This window comes from Paenibacillus sp. MER 180 (assembly GCF_023713665.1).
Lineage (GTDB): Bacteria > Bacillota > Bacilli > Paenibacillales > Paenibacillaceae > Paenibacillus_B > Paenibacillus_B suaedae.
In genome coordinates, this window is sequence record NZ_JAMAVT010000015.1 from 38631 (window position 1) to 59640 (window position 21010).

14 protein-coding genes are annotated in these 21010 nt (G+C 48.4%); 11 read left to right on the top strand and 3 right to left on the bottom strand.

Annotation, left to right across the window (positions count from 1 at the left end):
- Positions 1 to 58 precede the first annotated feature (58 nt).
- A complete protein-coding gene (locus M3661_RS21995) occupies positions 59 to 2257 on the top strand; it encodes an Ig-like domain-containing protein (RefSeq protein WP_251488609.1) in 2199 nt (732 codons plus the stop codon).
- A 151-nt stretch (positions 2258 to 2408) separates the two neighbouring features.
- Here M3661_RS21995 and M3661_RS22000 read toward each other — a convergent pair whose 3' ends face one another.
- Both M3661_RS22000 and M3661_RS22005 read right to left on the bottom strand, forming a co-directional pair.
- Positions 2409 to 3593 carry an MFS transporter gene (locus M3661_RS22000; RefSeq protein ID WP_251488611.1) on the bottom strand — a complete coding sequence of 395 codons (1185 nt, stop codon included), beginning with the start codon at positions 3591 to 3593 and terminating at the stop codon, positions 2409 to 2411.
- A gap of 204 nt (positions 3594 to 3797) precedes the next feature.
- On the bottom strand, positions 3798 to 4109 hold the full coding sequence (locus tag M3661_RS22005) for an ArsR/SmtB family transcription factor (RefSeq protein WP_021254373.1): 312 nt from the start codon (positions 4107 to 4109) through the stop codon (positions 3798 to 3800).
- A 437-nt stretch (positions 4110 to 4546) separates the two neighbouring features.
- Here M3661_RS22005 and gltB point away from each other — a divergent pair, with 437 nt between their 5' ends.
- Both gltB and M3661_RS22015 read left to right on the top strand, forming a co-directional pair.
- Positions 4547 to 9148 carry a glutamate synthase large subunit gene (gene gltB, locus M3661_RS22010; protein WP_251488613.1) on the top strand — a complete coding sequence of 1534 codons (4602 nt, stop codon included), beginning with the start codon at positions 4547 to 4549 and terminating at the stop codon, positions 9146 to 9148.
- A gap of 112 nt (positions 9149 to 9260) precedes the next feature.
- On the top strand, positions 9261 to 10571 hold the full coding sequence (locus tag M3661_RS22015) for an MFS transporter (RefSeq protein ID WP_251488741.1): 1311 nt from the start codon (positions 9261 to 9263) through the stop codon (positions 10569 to 10571).
- 400 nt (positions 10572 to 10971) lie between these two features.
- Here the strand turns inward: M3661_RS22015 and M3661_RS22020 are convergent, their stop codons facing one another.
- Complete coding sequence (locus M3661_RS22020) at positions 10972 to 11361, bottom strand: helix-turn-helix domain-containing protein (RefSeq protein WP_021254370.1); 390 nt, start codon at positions 11359 to 11361, stop codon at positions 10972 to 10974.
- 272 nt (positions 11362 to 11633) lie between these two features.
- Between M3661_RS22020 and M3661_RS22025 the strand changes: the two genes are divergently transcribed.
- From M3661_RS22025 to M3661_RS22060, 8 genes are all read left to right on the top strand, one after another.
- Positions 11634 to 12371: a YveK family protein gene (locus M3661_RS22025; protein ID WP_081676260.1), complete on the top strand. Its 738-nt coding sequence runs from the start codon at positions 11634 to 11636 to the stop codon at positions 12369 to 12371.
- The gene (locus tag M3661_RS22030) at positions 12352 to 13032 is read left to right on the top strand and encodes a CpsD/CapB family tyrosine-protein kinase (protein ID WP_065292613.1); all 681 of its coding nucleotides are present in this window, start codon (positions 12352 to 12354) and stop codon (positions 13030 to 13032) included. The genes M3661_RS22025 and M3661_RS22030 overlap by 20 nt, the downstream gene beginning before the upstream one ends.
- A 41-nt stretch (positions 13033 to 13073) precedes the next feature.
- The gene (locus M3661_RS22035) at positions 13074 to 14909 is read left to right on the top strand and encodes a polysaccharide biosynthesis protein (RefSeq protein WP_251488615.1); all 1836 of its coding nucleotides are present in this window, start codon (positions 13074 to 13076) and stop codon (positions 14907 to 14909) included.
- A complete protein-coding gene (locus M3661_RS22040; RefSeq protein ID WP_251488617.1) occupies positions 14906 to 15931 on the top strand; it encodes a Gfo/Idh/MocA family protein in 1026 nt (341 codons plus the stop codon). Before M3661_RS22035 ends, M3661_RS22040 begins: the two co-directional genes overlap by 4 nt.
- 39 nt (positions 15932 to 15970) lie before the next feature.
- Positions 15971 to 17110: a DegT/DnrJ/EryC1/StrS family aminotransferase gene (locus M3661_RS22045; protein ID WP_251488619.1), complete on the top strand. Its 1140-nt coding sequence runs from the start codon at positions 15971 to 15973 to the stop codon at positions 17108 to 17110.
- Between the two features lie 27 nt (positions 17111 to 17137).
- A complete protein-coding gene (locus tag M3661_RS22050; RefSeq protein ID WP_251488744.1) occupies positions 17138 to 18451 on the top strand; it encodes a nucleotide sugar dehydrogenase in 1314 nt (437 codons plus the stop codon).
- Positions 18452 to 18593: 142 nt separating this feature from the next.
- A complete protein-coding gene (locus tag M3661_RS22055; RefSeq protein ID WP_175400554.1) occupies positions 18594 to 19745 on the top strand; it encodes an O-antigen ligase family protein in 1152 nt (383 codons plus the stop codon).
- Positions 19732 to 21009 (top strand): glycosyltransferase family 4 protein, encoded by a 1278-nt coding sequence (locus M3661_RS22060; RefSeq protein ID WP_251488621.1) that lies wholly within the window; start codon positions 19732 to 19734, stop codon positions 21007 to 21009. The genes M3661_RS22055 and M3661_RS22060 overlap by 14 nt, the downstream gene beginning before the upstream one ends.
- Position 21010: the final 1 nt, after the last annotated feature.

Below are 21010 nucleotides of genomic sequence, written 5' to 3' on the forward strand. Positions count from 1 at the left end.
TACTTTTTTGTTCCATTGGAATTACTCACAGGAGCAAAACGGGAAGGGAGAAGATAAGGTGTACCCATCAAGGAAAAAATCGACATGGCTTAGCATAGCGCTCGTATGCACGTTGCTATTCGGTATGCTGCCAATCCAAGGTATCGTTCATGCAGAAGATTCGTTTACAGGTATTGCTTTTGAATCAGATGTGTCTCCAGTACACGTCACAGTTGAAGGTTCCTCTGTACAATTGAAGGTGCTTGGTACAATCAGCGGAAAGACGGATAAGAAAGATGTTACGAGCTTGGCTACGTGGACGTCCTCGAATCCGAGTGCTGTCAAAGTAGACGCTGGTTGGGTAAGCGGTGCTGGAAAAGGTACTTCGGAAATTACAGTGAAATATCAAGGATATACATTGAAGAAAACGGTTGTATCCGAATACTTGTACGACAAGATCGTTATTCGCACAGGGGATACGGATCAAGAGGTTGCCAATGAAGTGAAGGCGAATCTTGGAGACAAGCTTGCCTGGAAGGCATTCGCCTTGGACAAATCGACAAATACGAACAATGATGTTACGGCTGAAGCCTCCTGGACTTCCTCCAATACAGATGTAGCGGATGTGAATAAAGGAGTCATTACGCTGAAGTCCAAGGGTAAAACGGACATTACCATTAAGCATAAAGGATTAAGCACGAAGATCGAGCTGAAGGTTGAACAGCCTTACGACAAATTGGAGCTGTCGCCAGAAAAGCTGGTTGAATTCGAATACGGTGCAGCTTCCAAGACCGTAACCGCCAAGGCGAAGACTGCTGACGGCAAGCTCGAAGATGTAACAGGTAAGGCAGATTGGACAACAAGCGATGCGAATATCGTCGAAGTGAAGAACGGAGAAGTCAAGCCTATCAACGTAGGTTCGGCAACGGTAACGGCGAACTACCTTGGGGCTTCGCAATCCATTACAGTGGTCGTACGTGCTTCTTACCAAGCGATGCGCATCACACCGGATCAGAAACAACACATGATGCTGGGAGACGGGCCGCTGCAAGTGCAGACCTTCGTGCTCAATTCGGCTGATAATCAGCAGGATGTTAGTGATCTTGCAGAGTGGACATCAAGCAACCTGATGGCTGTGACGGTAGAACACGGCAAGGTCTACGCGAAGAGCGAAGGAACTGCAACGGTAACAGCTTCTTACAAAGGGCTGACGAAGTCGGTTGAGATTACGGTATACCCGACGATCGAGAAGTTGAAATGGACGGAAGAAGATAAGAATGCAAAACCTGGAGACGTTCGCAAGCAGGAGCTGATCTTGGAAGATGTGAAGCCTTTGCCTAAGATCAGTGGGGTATCCTTGAGCGGCAATACGCTTGATGTATCGGAACTGGTGCAGTGGACATCTTCTAATGAAAGTGTTGTCTCCGTTAAAGATGGCAAGATGAAGGCAGCAGCACCGGGAACGACTTTCCTGACTGCGAGCATTCGCAATCAAACGCTTCCTTTGGAAGTAAATGTTCAGCGCAAGGCACTCGTATTGCAGGCGAACAATGCGGATATCAGTATCGTAACGGGTCGTGAGCAGCCATTGCCGGAAGTAAATGTTATTTATGCTGATGGTACAGAGGAAAATGTAACGACTCAAGTGAAATGGGAATCAAGTTCTCCGAACTTGCTCGTTCGCGAGGGGAACATGAAGGGTCTCATTGCAGGACGTGCGACGTTGACAGGTACATTTGCCAATGTGAAAGTGACTGTGAAAGCAACGATCGAAGAAGAGATTGTGAAGTATGATATCGTTCCTTCTGAAATTCGTACGAACGTGAACAAGTCCCAATCGGTTAAGGTAACAGGAACCTACAAGAACGGAAAGACGATTGCGCTTGCTTCACGTATTAAGTGGACTATGGAAAATGAAAAGGTAGCGACGGTTCGCGGAGCTACTGTCAAGGGTGTGGCTATTGGCAGCACGAAGCTGGTCGGTGAGTATCAAGGAAGAAAGCTGGAGGTTACAGTGCATGTGAAGCCTCGCTTGCTGAAGCTGGAAGCAAATCCGACAACGGTGAAACTGGGTATCGGTCAGTCTGCATCGTGGAAGGTTCAGGCGATTTATGATACAGGTGAAGTTGTGGATGTGACGTCCTCCGTGACATTCGTTCCTTCCAATGTGAAGATTAAGGCGTCGCGTGGTTCGGTGCAAGGTGTATCCAAGGGCAGTGGGAGTTTGAAGCTGACATTGGACGGCAAGAGCACATCACTGCGCGTAACGGTGAAATAAGGATTAATCCAAAATGGGATTAGTCAGAGAACACAGAACAGGGACTGCATGTGCAGTCCCTGTTTTGATTTTACGATTGTATGATGCAAGCAAGAGCTGATGTAAGCAGAGCTGAGTAGACATCGAAATCGCTATATATCTCTGTGATGGGCTATGCCCCGAGTGCCTGATCTTTCCCTTGCATGGTATCACTGAAGAGCTTCATTTTGATCGTAATTGCGGCAAACGCAAGCAAGGAAAATCCTATTCCACACCAGATAAGCTGTTGCATACCGAGGTGAGCGATGATAAATCCCGCAACAGCAGTACCCATCGTAATTCCTAAGTTGGAGAAAGAAACGAACAGACTGTTGCCGAATTCAGGCGCTTCCTTCGTTTCAGCAGTCAGCCAAGTTTGACTCACAATCAGTCCTCCTGAGTGCACAGTTCCCCAAATGAATATCATCCCAATCATGAGAGAGAGATACGACCCTGCATAATAGACAAGTACATAGATGAACGCGTAGAGAAGCGGGAAAAGCAGTATCGTTTTTGTAGTATTTTTCTGAAGCAAAGTTCCGAACAGAAAGTTGCCAGCAATCATAACAAGCCCAAATACCATGAGCATGAGACTGATGAGTGAGCCATTCATTCGGGTGATTTGGCTTGTGTATTCGGCAAAGTAACCGTACACAGAGAACATCGCTGCAAAAATAAAGATGACAGCCGCTATGTTGAGCCAAAGTCCGGGCTTACGTAAAATACTCAGCTGCTTGCCGTAAGACATCTTCTCCTTCACAGGCATGGAAGGCAGCCAAATAAGCAAACCTATCAAGGCGATTGCATTCACGATGGCTCCAAATAAGAAGGAGGTGGATAACGAAATACGTTCAGCAAGGTAAGACGTAATCGGGACACCAAATGCGAAGCCTACTGTAATACCTGCAAATACGCGAACGACAGCCTGACTGCTCTGCTCGGGAGGTACCAGACTGGCGGCAGCTACGAGTGCGATGGAGAAGAAAATCGGATGGAACATCGCAGGCAAGATCCGGAATATAAGCATTACCTCAAAATGCGAGGTGAACGCATAGACGAGATTGGACAGAACAAACATGGAAATGGCCGTCAATAGGACGCTTTTGCGGTTAAAGCGGGATGCGATCAGGGTAAGAAACGGACCGCTAACGGCCACGATGAGTGCAAATATACCGACCAGCCAGCCTGCTTGGGAAGCTGTAATGTTGTACTTCTGCGATATTTGAGGCAGCACGCCCACAATACCCATTTCTGTCGTAATAATGCCGAATACGCCAAGGGACAGTAGAAGAAGCAGTAAGGGGTTTGTTTTTCTCATTTCAACGATAACTCCATTTCTATTCATCAGAATTTACATTTTAATGGTCATGAGTACTACGATGTACTTCATCCAAATAATTTCACTTCAATGAGCTTCACTTCAATACACTACAACCCATTTATGCCATTCCATTTGATATACATAAATACATATCTAAAAATATAGATGTATTATAACAAAAAAAGAGATATTCCTCCTCCTCTACAAGTGATGGGTGACGTAATCGGCATATTCTCGTATCGTGCGTTCATTGCGGCGATAGTACGTCCATTTGCCAATTCGTTCAGACTCTAATAGTCCAGCTTGCTGCATTGTGAGCAAGTAGCTGGAGATAACCGATTGCGCAAGCCCTGTCTTTTTCTGAATATCGCCTACGCATATGCCTGTTGCAAATGATATTCCATACTGAATGTACTTCTCTTCATTGAAATGTTCTTCAGGATTCTTCAACCATTGAAGAATTTGGGCGCGTGTGTCATTAGATAAAGCTTTGCAAATGAGTAAAGGTTCCATACGTCTTATTATATCTATAATTATAGATTTGTAAATACAATAATTGGCTGAAAAGTCTGTAGATGCTCCGATAACAGAAAAATTCAATATACACACGTCTGAATATATATGCATACTAAATGATGTTATTTGTCCTCGTAAAAGAATATAATGGATCACATATGTCGAAAAATGCAAAAAAAGAACGAGAATTTATAAACAAAAAGGGTGATCGATGCATAGAGGGGGATTTATCTATTTGGCTCTATATAAAGGGAATATCAACTATAATAACTTATCAAGGACATAAAAATATTAAATTGCCATCATATTAACGTGGTGATAAAATAATGAAACAATACAAATGAATAATTATAAATTCATAAAGAGAACGTGTTGATTGCTGTCGATCCTATGCAATGTATGTCGATCACTTTTAAATAGAAAGGTTGCTTCGTATGAAACTGAACGGATTACCTCCCAAGCAAGGCTTATATGATCCACGATTTGAAAAAGATGCATGCGGAATGGGCTTCGTCGCTCATATTAAAGGGCAGAAGTCCCATGATATCGTACGTCAAGCGCTGCAGATGCTGGTGAATATGGAGCATCGCGGCGGTCAAGGAAGCGAACCGAATACAGGCGATGGAGCAGGAATTATGCTGCAAATTCCGCATCGCTTCTTTGCTCGCGAGTTGGAGCAGCAAGGAATTACACTTCCGGAAGCGGGTCAATACGGCGTGGGTATGCTGTTCCTGACGCAGAATGAGCAAGCGAGGGAAGAGCATGAAGCGCGTCTTCGCCGGATCGTTGAGGAGGAAGAGCATCAATTAATCGGATTCCGTACTGTACCAACGAACGGGGAAGGTCTTGGCCAATCCGCACGGGCAGTTCAGCCTTATGTGCGCCAAGTGTTTATCGCACGGAATGCGGATAGTGAGAGTGAGCTGGCCTTCGAACGCAAGCTGTACATGATTCGCAAGCGGATGGAGCGGGAAATTCGCTATACCGGGGAAGAGGAGGCGAGCACGTTCTATATTTCGAGCATGTCTTGCCGGAAAATTGTATATAAAGGAATGCTGACCACCGAGCAAGTTGGGCAGTTCTATCTCGATCTGCAGCATGATTTGCTCGAATCTGCGATTGCACTTATTCATTCACGCTTCAGCACGAACACGTTCCCGAGTTGGGAGCGTGCCCATCCGTACCGATATATCATTCATAATGGTGAAATCAACACGCTTCGCGGCAATGTGAACTGGATGCATGCGCGTCAGACATTGTTCGCATGCGACGTCTTCGGCGCTGATCTGGAGAAGGTGAAGCCAGTCATTAATGACGATGGTTCAGATACGGGGATGTTCGACAATACGTTTGAATTTCTGTATTTGGCGGGACGTCCGCTATCGCATGTTGCGATGATGATGGTGCCTGAGCCGTGGAACAATCATGACAGCATGGACCCGGCGAAGAAGGCATTCTACGAGTATCACAGCTGTCTGATGGAACCTTGGGATGGACCTGCGGCAATGGCGTTTACAGACGGCGTGCAAATTGTAGCCACCTTGGATCGCAATGGATTGCGCCCATCTCGTTACTGTGTGACGAAGGACGATATGATTGTGCTTAGCTCCGAAGCGGGCGTACTGGATATTGCGCCAGAGCAGATTGCCTACAAGGATCGCCTTCGTCCTGGGCGTATGCTCGTTGTAGATACCAAGCAAGGTTGCATCATCTCAGATGAAGAAGTGAAGGCGCAGATTGCGGCGGAGAACCCATACCAAGCTTGGCTGGAGGAGCATTTGGTCGGTCTTGAGGATTTGCCGGACGCGCCGGAAGTGCCTGAGCCGAAGCATGAGAATGTGCAGCAGCGCCAACAGGCATTCGGTTACACCTATGAGGAACTGCGCAAGATTATCGAGCCGATGGCGGCTACAGGTGTGGAGCCGCTTGGATCAATGGGATATGATGCACCGCTCGCGATATTATCTGAACGTCCGCAGCGGCTGTACAATTACTTTAAGCAATTATTTGCACAGGTGACGAACCCGCCTATCGATGCCATTCGCGAGGAGATTGTCACTGCGACGGGCACGACGATCGGGCCTGAGCGGAATCTGTTGCTTCCAGAGCCGGAGAGCTGCCGCCAGATTAAGCTCGATTCTCCCGTGCTCTCCAATGAAGAATTTGCGAAGCTTCGCCATATTCGCAGACCAGGCTTCAAGTCGATCACCATTCCGATCTTATTCACAGCATCAGAAGGAGCGGCGGGGCTTGAAGCGGCTTTGAAGACGATGTGCGAGGCAGCTGATCGGGTTATCGGCAAGGGACATAATTTAATCATCCTGTCTGACCGTGGCGTGGAGGAGGATCAAGCGGCTATTCCGGCGCTTCTTGCAGTATCCAGCCTTCATCACCATCTCATTCGCCAAGGGACGCGTACGAAGGTAAGCCTATTGCTCGAATCGGGCGAGCCGCGCGAGGTACACCACTATGCACTGCTGCTTGGCTATGGCGTCAGTGTGGTGAACCCATACTTGGTGTTCGAGACGCTGGATGATATGATTCGCCAAGGCATCCTGAACGGCATTACGCACGAGAAGGCAGTTAAGAACTATATGAAGGCCGCGACGAAGGGCGTTGTGAAGATCTTGTCCAAGATGGGAATCTCGACGGTACAATCTTATCGCGGCGCACAAATTTTTGAAGCAATTGGCTTGAAGCAGGACTTTATCGATCGATACTTTACTTGGACGCCATCCCGAATCGGCGGCATTGGCTTGGAGGAGGTAGCGCAGGAGGCATTGTCTCATCACTATCGTGCTTTCGCCTCACAGCCGGGAAGAGATACGGAACTGGATTCCGGGGGCGAGTATCAGTGGCGCAAGGACGGGGAGGAGCATCTGTTCAACCCGCAAACCATTCATACCTTGCAGGAAGCTGTACGTACGAACGATTACCGTCTGTTCAAGAAGTATTCGAAGCTGGTGCAAGGAGAGTACAACAGCAGCCGAACCCTTCGTTCGTTGTTCACCTTGAAGCCAATTGGCCCAGCGATTCCATTGGATGAAGTGGAATCCGTCGAATCGATCGTGAAGCGGTTCAAGACGGGAGCAATGTCGTTCGGCTCGATCTCGAAGGAAGCGCACGAGAGCTTGGCTATCGCCATGAACCGAATCGGAGGCAAGTCGAACTCCGGTGAAGGCGGAGAGAATCCAGCCCGCTATGTGAAGGATGCGAATGGCGATTCCCGAAGAAGCGCGATCAAGCAGGTGGCATCTGGACGCTTCGGTGTGACATCTCATTATCTCGTTAACGCAGATGAGATCCAGATTAAGATGGCACAAGGAGCCAAGCCGGGAGAAGGCGGTCAGCTGCCAGGCCGCAAGGTATATCCATGGGTTGCGGAAGTGCGAGGCTCGACACCAGGAGTAGGCTTGATTTCTCCGCCGCCGCACCATGACATTTACTCGATCGAGGATTTGGCTGAGCTGATCTATGATTTGAAGAATGCCAATCCGCAGGCGCGCATCAATGTGAAGCTCGTCTCGGAAGTCGGTGTTGGAACGATTGCTGCCGGAGTAGCCAAGGGGCGTGCAGATGTAATTCTCGTCAGCGGCTATGACGGTGGCACTGGCGCTTCACCGCAGGGCTCGATCCGCCATGCAGGCTTGCCGTGGGAGCTTGGATTGGCGGAGACGCATCAGACCTTGATCCTTAACAACTTGCGCGATCGTATTGTATTGGAGACGGACGGGAAGATGATGACAGGACGCGACCTTGCTATCGCTGCCCTGCTGGGAGCTGAGGAATATGGCTTCTCCACAGCACCGCTTGTTACGGTCGGCTGTATTATGATGCGAGTATGCCAGCTGGACACATGCCCTGTTGGAGTGGCGACACAAAATCCAGAGCTGCGCAAGAACTTTACAGGCGATCCGCAGCATGTCGTGAACTTTATGCTCTTCATTGCAGAGGAGCTTCGCGAATGGATGGCTGAGCTTGGATTCCGAGCGCTGGATGAGATGATTGGGCGTACAGAATGCTTGGGCATGAAGGATGCGCTGGATCATTGGAAGGCGAAGCATCTCGACTTGTCCTCGGTGCTGTATCAGCCTGAGATGCCAGAAGGTTCCTCGCGCATTCAAGTACGCGAACAGAACCATGGCTTGGAAGAGACGCTCGATATGACAAGGCTCGTTCCCGAAGCGCAGTCTGCGCTGGAATCAGGAATGCCAGTGGAAGGGGCATTCCCGATATGCAATGTGAATCGTGCGACGGGCACAATATTGGGCAGCGAGGTAACGAGAAGATACGGCGCGGTAGGACTGCCTGAGGATACGATCCGTTACTCGTTTATCGGGTCTGCTGGACAGAGCTTCGGCGCATTTGTTCCACGCGGCATGACGTTGACGGTTGAAGGCGACAGCAACGACTATGTCGGCAAGGGGTTATCGGGCGGTAAAATTATCGTGAAGCCGTCTCCGCAGGCTACTTTTGCAGCCGAGGACAATGTCATTATCGGCAATACGGCATTCTACGGGGCTACAAGCGGTGAAGCCTACATTCGCGGAATCGCTGGCGAACGCTTCGCGGTTCGCAATTCAGGTGTACATGTGGTCGTCGAAGGCGTAGGCGATCATGGCTGTGAATATATGACTGGCGGCCGTGTCGTCGTGCTCGGCAAGACGGGGCGCAACTTCGCGGCAGGTATGTCCGGGGGTATCGCATATGTATGGGATGAGGATCGTACATTCTTGAACCGCTGCAATCTAGAAATGGTGCTGTTGGAGCCGCTTGAAGGAGCGGAAGAAGAGCAGCAGGTGCGAGGCATGATCGAGCGTCATGTGCAAGCAACGGGCAGCACCATTGGGGAACGAATCTTGCAGCAATGGGACAATGGAGCAAGCGAGCAATTCGTCCGTGTCATTCCGAAGGATTACAAGCGCATGATGGAGCAAATTGCGAAGGTAGAGGCGCAGGGGATGACCGGTGAAGCGGCGCTGCTTGCCGCATTTGAAGCGAATATGCGCGATTTATCACGTGCTAGCGGAAACTAAATTATGGTATGATAGCTATGGCCTGCAGTTCGGAACTATCCGGGCGCAGGTCATCGCTTTTTTCAACCTACTTCTACTAGAAATCGTTGGTGATACCATGAAGTTTTCGCCGATGGGGGCGTTCCGCAATTATACGCGGGAGATGAACGTATTTATCTGGGCAAGCATGATTAATTCAACAGGCGGTGCTCTCATGTGGCCGCTCACGACGTTGTTTGTTCACACGCAATTAAATCGCTCCTTGGCTGATGCCGGATTCGTCATTCTGATACAAATGCTCGGCGGCGTATTTGGACAGTTCCTTGGCGGGGGTTTGTATTATCGGGTAGGAGTGCGACGCTTGCTTGTATGGGCACTGGCGATTACCTCCGTGCTGCAATTCTCGCTCGTGTTCACGGCATATGCCAGCTGGTGGGGATATATCATTACGATGGGGGCGATTGGCCTAGCCAATTCCGTATCGATGCCGGCGATTCAATCTTTTATTGGCTTTCGCTGGTCTGACCGTCGGGACGAATTATTCAATGTGATCTATGTGGCGAACAACATCGGGGTCGCACTGGGAACAGCATTGAGCGGTGTGCTCGCAGACATTTCGTTTAATTTAACCTTCATGCTGAACGGAGTCACCTCAGCTGGGTTTGCCTTCTTCTTCTATCGCTTCCTGCAAGGCATGCAGGAAGAGGGATCCGTGCAAGAGAATAGTGAGACAAATTACGGACAAGCTCTTGAGAATCAAGGTACTGGAGCGGCAGCAAATTCTGGTGATAGACAACAGCCTTCAGCCGGAGTGCTGCCGGAACAGACACTACGGAATAAGCTAGCCGCTTATCGCATATATTTGTTCATGTCCTTAGGGGCCATGTTCATATGGCTGGCGAATTCCTTGTGGGGAAGCGGGATTGCCCCGCATATTGCAGATCAGGGCATGGTCCTTTCAATGTACAGTCTGCTGTGGACATTGAACGGCGTACTTATCTTTGCAGCTCAGCCGATTACAACATGGATGAAGCGAACCGTAGCGAAGCGTGTAACGGATCAGCTGACATGGAGCGGCATTTTTTATGGAGCGGCATATCTCGTCATTTGGATCGTGCCGAACTATGCAGGTTTCGTGCTTGGAATGGCATTGGCAACGCTAGGAGAAATGCTTGTATCCCCGGCTGTCCCAGCATTCCTATCCGCTCGGGCTGGTCGAGAGGCTCCATTCTATATGGGGGTTGCAGGAGGAATCAGCTCTATTGGAAGGATGATAGGTCCATATTTGCTAGGTGTTACTTATGATCATAGCGGCCTTGCTGGCGTAGCAGTCATCTCAATCGCGATTGCGGTATTATCGATTATTAGTTTTATCATTCATGCATGGCTTCAACGTCAAGGCAAAGTCCCGGTTCGTCCGCGCTCTTTTCCTTCATCTTCGTAATTTTTGAAGAATACGTATAAAATTCGACAAAAGTAGAACTGAATAGGTACGCTCCTCTCCCCATGATACGACAGTGTACCTGCATCTTATGGGTTATAATAAAGATTGAAATATGGCAATTTGGAACTAAATAAGAGCTATAGCAGTGGTCATTACAAGATAAGTGAGGTACGGGTTATGGGAGGAATAGGGGAGAATCATAATCTGAAAAGTCAAAATGAAACAAGTCTAGACAATAAACAGACTAAACTAGATATTTTTGACATTTTGACTCAATTGCAAATTGATCTTGAACGATGGCCCGATGTATACCGTCGACCGGAGGCTATACCTGCAATTGAATAGTATGTAGATGAGCATCCTCCATTTGATCAATGGAGGATGTATTGTTTTCTTATGGTTATTTCTTAATTCTGGAAGTTGGCTGCATGGAACGCTCGGCACGCACAAATGCGATGAAGCGTCGCGATTCGTCCTCAGACAGCTCACGTCCATCTACCGTAAGACGGAACCTCTTCATCAAGTCTTCGTCAGACAACTCCAAAGCGTCTGCAAACTCACGAACCTCATGTGTCAAGGTTGTTGTTGGATTGGAGATGCGTCCCACCAAATAATCTATAGATACTCCAAATAAATCCGCTAATTTGGTCAACGTTTCAAAATCAGGCTTGCGGCGATTTTTTTCATAGTGAGAAAGCGCGGCTCGGGTAATACCCAGCAGCTCAGCGAGTCCCTCTTGTGTCCATCCCTTCTGATCTCGAAGATATGATATGCGATTTCCGGTACTCATGCCAACAATTCCTCCCTTGCTAAGACGATACACCCTTTTTGAAACAATATGTCGCAAAAAAATTATAAATTATACAGAAATGAATTGACACGATACAAAATGTATCTTAATCTAAAAAGTAGTTCAAGGTTACAAAATGTATCAAAACTATGACTTTAGAACCTCTTTTTCTATTATAGTGTCCCCCCCATATGATGGTCAATTGAAGATAAATCGATTACGTTTCCTCAAGTAGAGAAGCATTATAATCCATCAAAAAGGAGTGAACGACCATCGAACTTCTAACCTTGCTTGAAGTTATCAACCGTAGAAAATGGTTTCTAATCATCACTACCCTTATTGTAACATTGCTTGCGGCATTGTTCATGCAAGTAACTCAAAAACCGACCTATCGCTCTACAGTAAAGATGATTATGAGTAATAGCGGTTCAGATGCAGAAATGACGATGGAAAGAATGAATTTGAATATATCCTTGATGAACACCTTTAAGGAATTAATTAAGACACCTACTATTCTTGGGGCGGTTATACGTGATAATCCAAGCTGGGGCCTGTCAATCAGTGAACTCGCGGATCGCATATCGGTAAGCACGGTGGAGCAAACCCCAGTAATGTCTATAACCGTTCGAGACGTCTCAGAATCGAGAGTGATTGACATTATGAATGATGTAACAAGCACGCTAAAAAGACAAGTAGCATTCATCTACAAAATGGACAACATTCTCATTCTCGATGACCCGAATCATCAACAGCGCATGATTCCAGAAGTCGAATCCCATGTATTGCGCAACACAGTGATCGTTGGGGCTGCTTGCTTTATTTTACTCATGCTGTTTGTCAGCATGAAAGATATGACGGGAGATGTTGTGCGAAATGAAGCACGACTGAGGGAACTGGAACTTTCACCTCTCGTGTCCATCGAACCTTGCAAAAGAGGAGATATGTTGACGCAAAAGACAGCGAATACCAAATTGGCGGGTGATAAAAAGAATGTTCCGATATCGACGTAAAATTCAGCTATTAGTGCATATGAAGAAGACGTCTAACATTTCCCAAACGTACCGCGCATTGCGAACGAAGTTGAATTATATGCTAGCCAAGCGAAATGATCGAACGCTTTTGGTGACCTCATCCGTGCATGGGGAAGGCAAGACGACGGTAGCTAGCAATTTGGGAATTGCCTTCGCGCTGGAAGGAAAGAAAGTCGTAATCATCGATGCGAATCTGCGCCTGCCAACACTTCACCATGTATTCTCCCTCTCGAAGCGCAGCGGATTAGGCGATTATTTGGAATCTGCGCAATGGTCGGAAGAAATGATACAAGAAAGCTCCATACCTAATTTATTCATACTCCCTGGGAATCCGACGAACAGTGATCCTTCCGAGCTGTTGGGCAGCTCTCAAATGGAATACCTCTTAAGTCATCTTGCAGAACAATTCGATCTGATTCTTATCGATTCGCCCCCCATAACGAAAGTCACGGATGGACTAATATTGTCAGGTTTGTGCGATGCGGTACTGATCGTTGTCAAATCTGGAAAAGTAAAAGCTGCTACGCTCATGAAAGTGAAAGAGGCCATAGAGTGCGTGAACGGTACGATTATCGGCACTGTACTCAATCAAGTCGAACGGCGCAATTCGTTGAATTCACAGGTAATTGCGATGAAATAGCTGCTCGGGATAGAGACAACTGAACTAATGGAGTGATGGAGTTGAAATTGTGGTGGCTCAAGAAAGGGAGTTTTGCAGTTCTGGATGCAGGATGCATTGCTGTAAGTGTCGGGCTGTCCTATTTGCTTACGATCCATGCTAACGAAGGACAGATTGGAAATTCGTTCGTGCTCGGGTTCAGCGTGCTTACCATCGTCTGCTGTCTGATCGGCTTCCAGGTGTTCAATTTATATGAACAAGTATGGCGTTATGCAGATAGTAGACATGTGTTGTTAATTGCGTCTGCCGTTACGGCTGGCTGTGGTATGTCTTCGATGATATCTATTCTCCTATGGGGAAATGAGGTGCCATGGGGGTTTATGATCATGACCTATGAGACGGTTCTTCTGTCCGTCGGAGGAATCCGAATGCTGCAAAGGTACAGGCAGAGACGTACGGTGAGCCATCAGCGGGTGAAGCGTCACATTCTCATTATCGGAGCGGGTGATTGTGGGTCGCTAGTGGCCAAAAAGATATTGGACAATGAGCATTCAGACTCCCTGCCTGCAGCGTTCATCGACGATGATCCGAATAAGTGGAACAAAAAAATCGTGGGCATTCCGGTCGTTGGTGGCCGTGATTCGATTATGCAAGCTGTACAGCAATATCAGATTCAGGACATTATTATCGCCCTGCCTTCCTTGCCGCGCAAGCAAATTGCCGAATTTATCGATTGCTGCAAGACAACGGGCTGCAATATTTATACGATGCCTAGTCTGGATGACCTGATGCAGGGCAAGCTCACGGTGAACGATATTCGTCATGTAGACGTCGAGGATTTGCTTGGGAGAGAGCCTGTTCGTCTACATTTGCAAGACAACTGCAATTATATTCGGGGTAGAACGGTTCTTGTTACAGGGGCTGGGGGTTCTATTGGCTCCGAGTTATGTCGTCAGATCGCTGCCCTTAGTCCGCAATTATTGCTCCTGCTTGGTCATGGAGAGAACAGTATTTATGCCATTGAGTCGGAGCTTCGCCGGCTTCATCCTGGGCTGGAAATTATGCCAATCATTGCGGATATTCAAAATAAGCCAAGACTTGAACAACTGTTCCACGAATATGCTCCGAATGTCGTGTTTCATGCGGCTGCGCATAAGCATGTCCCGCTCATGGAGCTGAACCCTTCCGAGGCTATTCGAAATAATGTGCACGGAACGAGGAATGTAGCGGAATGTGCCCATCGATTTGGCAGTGAGCGTTTCGTCCTTATTTCTTCAGATAAGGCTGTGCATCCTTCGAGTGTCATGGGGGCAACGAAGCGAATGGCTGAGATGGTCATCCAGCATCTGAACGAGCGCAGCAGTACGAACTTTACTTCGGTTCGGTTCGGCAATGTGCTTGGCAGCCGCGGCAGCGTAATTCCGCGCTTCAAGGAGCAGATCCAGCAGGGCGGGCCCATCACGATCACACACCCGGATATGACGCGCTTTTTCATGACGATTCCAGAAGCTGTTGCCTTAGTAATTCAAGCTGGAGCCTATGCCGTTGGCGGAGAGGTATTCATCTTGGATATGGGCAAGCCTGTTAAAATTTTGGATTTAGCAACAGATTTAATCCGTTTGTCCGGCTTTGAGCCTTACAAAGATATTGAAATTGAAGTAACGGGAATACGACCTGGGGAAAAGCTGCATGAGGAATTGTCAACGGAGGAGGAGGGATTGCGGAGAACGGAACATCAGCGCATTTTTGTCGGCAATCCGCTTCTGATAGAGGAGCGCGCATTCGAGCACTGGAATAAGCAGCTCAATGAGCTTCTTCTTGATAACCCCCTACATTTGAAGCGTTTTTTAATGGAAACTATTTCGAGTTCGGATGAAGGAGTGAAGATGGCACGATGATACGATTCGGGATTGTAGGATGCGGCCATATTGCAGCAAAGCATGTGGAAGCTATTCAGAACGTACAAGGAGCAGTACTGCAAGCGTTGTGCGACTCGGACGCGGAGCGGATGAGACCGTGGGCAGAGGACGGGATTGCGGCGTATTTGCAGTATAGAGACATGCTGCAGGATCCATGTGTAGATGTGGTCATTATTTGCACGCCGAGCGGGCTGCATGCGGATATGGCCATTCAAGCGGCTCAGGCTGGCAAGCATGTTGTCGTGGAGAAGCCGCTCGCCTTGACGATTCTTGATGCAGAGCGGGTGATAGCAGCATGCAGCAAGCATAAGGTGAAGCTGGCGGTCGTACATCCGAACCGCTATCGTCCGGCAATTGTGCAATTGAAGAAAATGCTGGATGAGGGGAGATTCGGCAAGCTGAGCCATGCGAGCGTCAAGCTTCGCTGGAATCGGAACCAGGACTATTACAATCAATCTCCTTGGCGGGGAACGAAAGCAATGGATGGCGGTGTCCTGATGAATCAAGGCATCCATTCGATGGATTTGCTAGCTTGGCTGATGGGGCCAGCAGTTAAAGTGCGAGCCATGTCGGCAACGCGGCTGAGAAATATCGAAATGGAGGACGTGGCATTGGCTGTAGTGCAATTTGCCGATGGCGCACTTGGCTCGGTAGAAGTTGCTTCGACCGTCTATCCGAACAACTTAGAGGAAGAGATTGCATTGTTCGGCGAGCATGGTTCAGCGGTGATCGGCGGTCCAACCGCGCACTGGATTAAATATTGGAACTTTGCATCCCTTGATAAGCAAGAAGCGTTGGCATTTGTTGAGCATACGCATTTAAATCCTTTTGGCGAGCCCGGACATACCCACATGATTCGGGATATGGTCGAAGCGATTCGCGATGATCGTGATCCGCATGTATCAGGCGAAGATGGCAAGAGAGCGCTGCAGATGGTGTTGGACATCTACGATGCAAGCGTGAATCAACGGAGCAGCGAAGAGCAGCTCATTTCCCTGTAATCGGAATGAATGGACTAATAGGTGAAGGTGGAGATTCGGTTGTCTAATATTCTCGTGCAAACAAAACGCAGCATCCCTCTTATTGATTTGCAAGCTTCCTATGCGTCGATTTCAGAAGAGCTGCTGAGGGCTGCAGAAGAAGTGCTGTCTAGCGGCCATTATATTAACGGCCCGCAAGTTCAAGCGTTCGAAGAAGAGTTGGCGCAATATTTGAATGTTCCGTATGCCGTTGGAGTAGCGAATGGAACAGATGCGCTCATGCTGACCTTAGATGCGCTCGGCGTCGGTCCTGGAGATGAGGTAATTACCTCTCCCTTTACCTTCTTTGCCAGTGCGGAAGTGATCTCACGCGTTGGGGCAACTCCTGTGTTTGTCGATGTGAGCCCCAATACGTATTTGATTGATACGGAATGTATCGAAAAAGCGATAACGCCACGCACGAAAGCAATTATTCCGGTACATATTTTTGGACAGATGGCAGACATGGATGCCGTGAATGACATTGCCATGAGGCATGGACTTCATGTTGTGGAAGATGCTTGTCAGGCGCTGGGCGCCGATTATAACGGGAAGCAGGCGGGAAGTCTTGGCACTGCGGGATGCTTTTCGTTCTTCCCTACCAAAAATTTAGGGGGATTCGGAGATGGCGGCATCGTCGTGACGCACGACGCTGAACTTGCCCGTACCATACGCATGCTGCGTGTTCATGGATCGAATCCGAAATATTATCATGCGAGAGTAGGCTATAACAGCCGGCTGGATGAGCTTCAGGCGAGCTTGCTTCGTGTCAAACTGCGCAGATTGAATGAATGGACAGACGTGCGCCGGCAGAAGGTGAAGCAGTACGAAGAAGGGCTGTCACAATTGCCTATTATACTTCCAACAGAGCTGGATTATGGAAAGCATGCTTATCATTTGTACATTATTGAGACGGATCAGCGTGAACAGTTAATGGCGCACCTCAAGGAGCAGGGAATTGATTCCGGTGTTTATTATCCGGTTCCGCTGCATCTTCAAGAGGTATATCGCCCGCTTGAGTATAGCGAAGGCGACCTGCCGCATGCAGAACAGGCCTCCGTTCGCTGTATGGCGTTGCCGTTGTTCCCAGAACTGACTCAGCAGGATCAGCAATACATTATAGATATCGTGACACAGTTTTTTAAAGGACGTGATAAATAAATGAGTGTAGTTGCCAGCTCTTTAACGATCAGTGCGGCCGATGTGCTAATGGAAAAGCTGCTTGATAAGTCAGCAGTGATCGGCGTAGTAGGCTTGGGATACGTGGGCCTGCCGTTGGCGGTGGAGAAGGCCAAATCCGGCTTCCAAGTCATAGGGTTCGACGTACAGGACACGAAGGTGAGCCTGATTAATCAAGGGATTAACTATATCGGCGATGTCGTCGACGAAGATTTGAGCATGATGGTACAGGCGAATAAATTAATGGCAACTACAGATTTTGCGTTCATGAATGAAGTGGATGTCGTAACGATCTGCGTGCCGACTCCGTTAGACAGCTATCATCAACCGGATACGAGCTATGTCGAGCAATCCACAGAAGAAATTGCCAAGCACTTGCGTCCCGGAATGCTAGTGATCTTGGAAAGTACGACGTATCCCGGGACGACGGATGAGTTGGTGAAGCCCATTCTAGAATCTTCAGGCCTTACCTGTGGCGTTGACTTTTTCCTGGCGTATTCTCCGGAGCGGGTAGATCCAGGCAACAAAAGCTATAACACAAAAAATACACCAAAAGTAGTTGGCGGTATATCAGCGTCATGCACCCGAGTGGCTGCTCAGCTCTATCGGTCTGTTTTGGAAGGGGATGTGGTTGAAGTAAGTTCTCCCGCAGTTGCGGAGATGGAGAAGGTGTTCGAGAACACGTTCCGCAACATTAATATCGCCCTTGTAAATGAGCTGACCCTCCTGTGCAATCGAATGGGGATTAACATTTGGGAAGTCATTGATGCCGCGAAGACGAAGCCATATGGGTTTATGGCGTTCTATCCGGGACCTGGCCTCGGCGGGCACTGCATTCCGATCGATCCGTTCTATTTAAGCTGGAAAGCTCGTGAATACAATTGCCATATGCGGCTCATTGAAACGGCTGGTGAAATCAACCGTACGATGCCGGAATATGTAGTGACTCGTATTGGTTCGATCCTGAATGAAGAAGGGAAAACAATAAAAAATTCACGCATCGTCTTGCTCGGCATGGCTTACAAAAAGGATGTAGACGATTGGCGGGAATCTCCCGTGCTTACCATTATGGATGCCTTGAAGTCGAAGGGGGCAGATGTCGTATTTAGCGATCCGCATGTCGTTCACTGCATCCATCGAGGACAGTGTATGGAAGCGGCGGAGTTAACGGGAGAGCTCCTGGGAGGAGCGGATATTACGGTCATTACAACCGATCATTCCGCTTTCGATTATCAGTTCATCTGTGAACAATCCCAAGTTGTATACGATACGCGCAATGCGGTTAAGGGCGAGTATGGTTCAGCCAAATATTATCGACTTTAATCACCATCGGCGTGCCAGCGCAATTCGGATTGATCACCTTCTGAAGAGTCTCCTTCACATCCTTTTTTCCTTTGAAATGTTATTTGTAATCTTTCTGTTCGCGGGTGTATTCAAATCTGATCCAAGATTCAGTTGGATACCGATGGACATCACGATGCTGACGTTGGGACTCGGCGTGCTGGTATCGATTTATGTACTGATGAAGAGGAAGTTCATCGTTCTATGGGACAGCTACATGGTGACAGCCATTTATCTTCTGCTCGCAGCCTATGCGATGCTGTCGCTAATCTGGTCCCCAAGCCAGATCTATGCCACAGATAAAGTGTCCAAGATGCTTACACTCGTGTTGTGGTCAATCATCGGCAGCTCATGGATCATTGCTTCGGAACCGAAACGGGTGCAGCGATTCATAATGGCGCTCGGCATATTCTCCTTATGGATTGCAGGGGAAGGGATTCTCACCTACGCAGCGTCCGGGGGGAAGGGATTTGTCAATGTTATGGGTGGCACGTATTTAGGAGCAGGCCAAATTTCAAGCTTAGGTGCAATTGTATTCATGTGGCAGCTTCTGTTCGGACAGAGAGAAGCCCTGTATAAATTGTTCTCATTGTTCTCATTCGGTATTTGTATGTTTCACTTATTTGTTGGCGGGGGTAGAGGTCCTCTGCTAGCAACATTTCTGTCCTTGCTCTTGCCGATGCTGTATTCGATTCGATTGGAGCACAATCGGATGTACGTAAGGCGTTACAGCTTATTGTTGCTTGCCATGATAGCGGGGGCGATCTCTACAGCGGTAATATGGTCTGCATCCCCGAATCCACCACAGACATTGCTCCGGCTATCTCTGCTGATGCCGGGAAGTGATGGAATTGGGGGTTCGGCCTCCGCAAGGGTGTCGTATGCAGGCGAAGCGGGAGATTACTGGCTGAGATCCCCATTGCGGGGCAATGGGATTGGATCATGGCCTGTGCTGTCTCAGATGGACGATTTCCGCGATTATCCGCATAATCTGTTCATCGAAGTGATGGTAGAACTCGGTGGTATTGGCTTGCTGCTCTTAGCTTTATTGATTGGCATTACGATTCGATATGCGATATTGATCTTGAAATCTGCTCAATCCGAGCGCTGGATCGTGCTGGTCATGATATTTATAGCCATGCTGTTCAATGTAACGGTCAGTGGCGATATTCCCGACAATCGAGCGTTCTTTGCCGTAATCGGCCTGCTTCCAGTCATTACTAAAGCAGGATTATTAGCAGCGCGAGAGGAGGAGCATTCTATTGCACACCGTTAAATATGGCAGCAGCGGATTGGTGGTGGATCATCATGAGCGTAATCATTTGTTCACGGTATGCATGCTTAGTACGGCCCACGATGCCAACGATTCCCGCATAACGTACAAAGAAGCCGTCTCACTGGCCAAGGCGGGATATAACACACTGTTCATTGTACCGCACCATGGAGAGGAAGTTATTGAAGGGGTGCGCATTGTCCCTCTGCCGATTCCACGCTCTCGGTCTGAGAGAATGTGGACGACAACATGGCGACTCTATCAGGCGGCGAGGCAAATAGATGCAGACATATACCATTTTCATGATCCAGAATTGATTCCAATAGGGATATGGCTGAAGAAAAAGGGATACAGAGTCATATACGATGTGCATGAAGATGTCCCGCGCCAGATTTTGAGCAAAGGGTGGATTCCGAAGTGGCTAAGAGGCGGCGTATCTCGATTGGTGGAGCGGATAGAGCTCTGGGCTAGTCTTCGCTTCGATGCGATTGTAACGGCAACGACTCATATTGAGGAACGGTTCGCTAGACATCCGAAGTGTTACACCGAGACGGTGTGCAATTATCCAATTCTGGACGAATTCGTACAAACTGCCGAGTCACCACAATCCGGGGAATTCGTTGGCATTTCCCAACATGCAGGTAAGGAGGACGCCGTCTGTTATGTCGGCTCCATCGGGAATATTCGTGGACTTCAGCAGATAGTTGGCGCCATGGAGTTCGGAATACCGGATAAAAAGCTTTTGCTGGCGGGTTCCTTCGCTTCTGCCGAGGAGAAGCATGTTGCTATGGGACGTTCCGGCTGGGCCAAAGTTGATTACCTCGGGCAGTTGAGCCGCAAGCAGGTATATGAAACGATGGCTCGTTCGAGAGCAGGGCTCGTTATTTTGCACCCGACGATCAATTACATAGACGCGCTTCCGATCAAGCTGTTCGAATATATGGCGGCGGGCATTCCCGTCATCGCCTCTGACTTCCCGAAGTGGAGGCAGATTATTGAGCAAGCAGGCTGCGGATTTTGCGTCGACCCCTTCGATCTTGAAGGCATATCGAAACGAATCGATTGGCTCATTACGCATCATGAAGAAGCGGAAGAAATGGGGCGCCGCGGGCAAGAGGCAGTTCAGTCTCTCTATCATTGGAATGTAGAAAAAGAAAAGCTGCTGCATGTTTATGCCGACGTCACGGGCCGCATCAGGAAGGAAGAAGTACAGCAAACTGCCTTTGGCACGATGAATAGGGAACGTGAAAGGAAGGTTGTAAAGTAGC

Excerpts from the sequence above, each read along its gene's own strand:
- M3661_RS22000 (WP_251488611.1), bottom strand. The coding sequence starts at position 3,593 with ATGAGAAAAACAAACCCCTTACTGCTTCTTCTACTGTCCCTTGGCGTA.
- M3661_RS22005 (WP_021254373.1), bottom strand. The coding sequence starts at position 4,109 with ATGGAACCTTTACTCATTTGCAAAGCTTTATCTAATGACACACGCGCC.
- gltB (WP_251488613.1), top strand. The coding sequence starts at position 4,547 with ATGAAACTGAACGGATTACCTCCCAAGCAAGGCTTATATGATCCACGA.
- M3661_RS22015 (WP_251488741.1), top strand. The coding sequence starts at position 9,261 with ATGGGGGCGTTCCGCAATTATACGCGGGAGATGAACGTATTTATCTGG.
- M3661_RS22020 (WP_021254370.1), bottom strand. The coding sequence starts at position 11,361 with ATGAGTACCGGAAATCGCATATCATATCTTCGAGATCAGAAGGGATGG.
- M3661_RS22030 (WP_065292613.1), top strand. The coding sequence starts at position 12,352 with ATGTTCCGATATCGACGTAAAATTCAGCTATTAGTGCATATGAAGAAG.
- M3661_RS22040 (WP_251488617.1), top strand. The coding sequence starts at position 14,906 with ATGATACGATTCGGGATTGTAGGATGCGGCCATATTGCAGCAAAGCAT.
- M3661_RS22055 (WP_175400554.1), top strand. The coding sequence starts at position 18,594 with ATGGACATCACGATGCTGACGTTGGGACTCGGCGTGCTGGTATCGATT.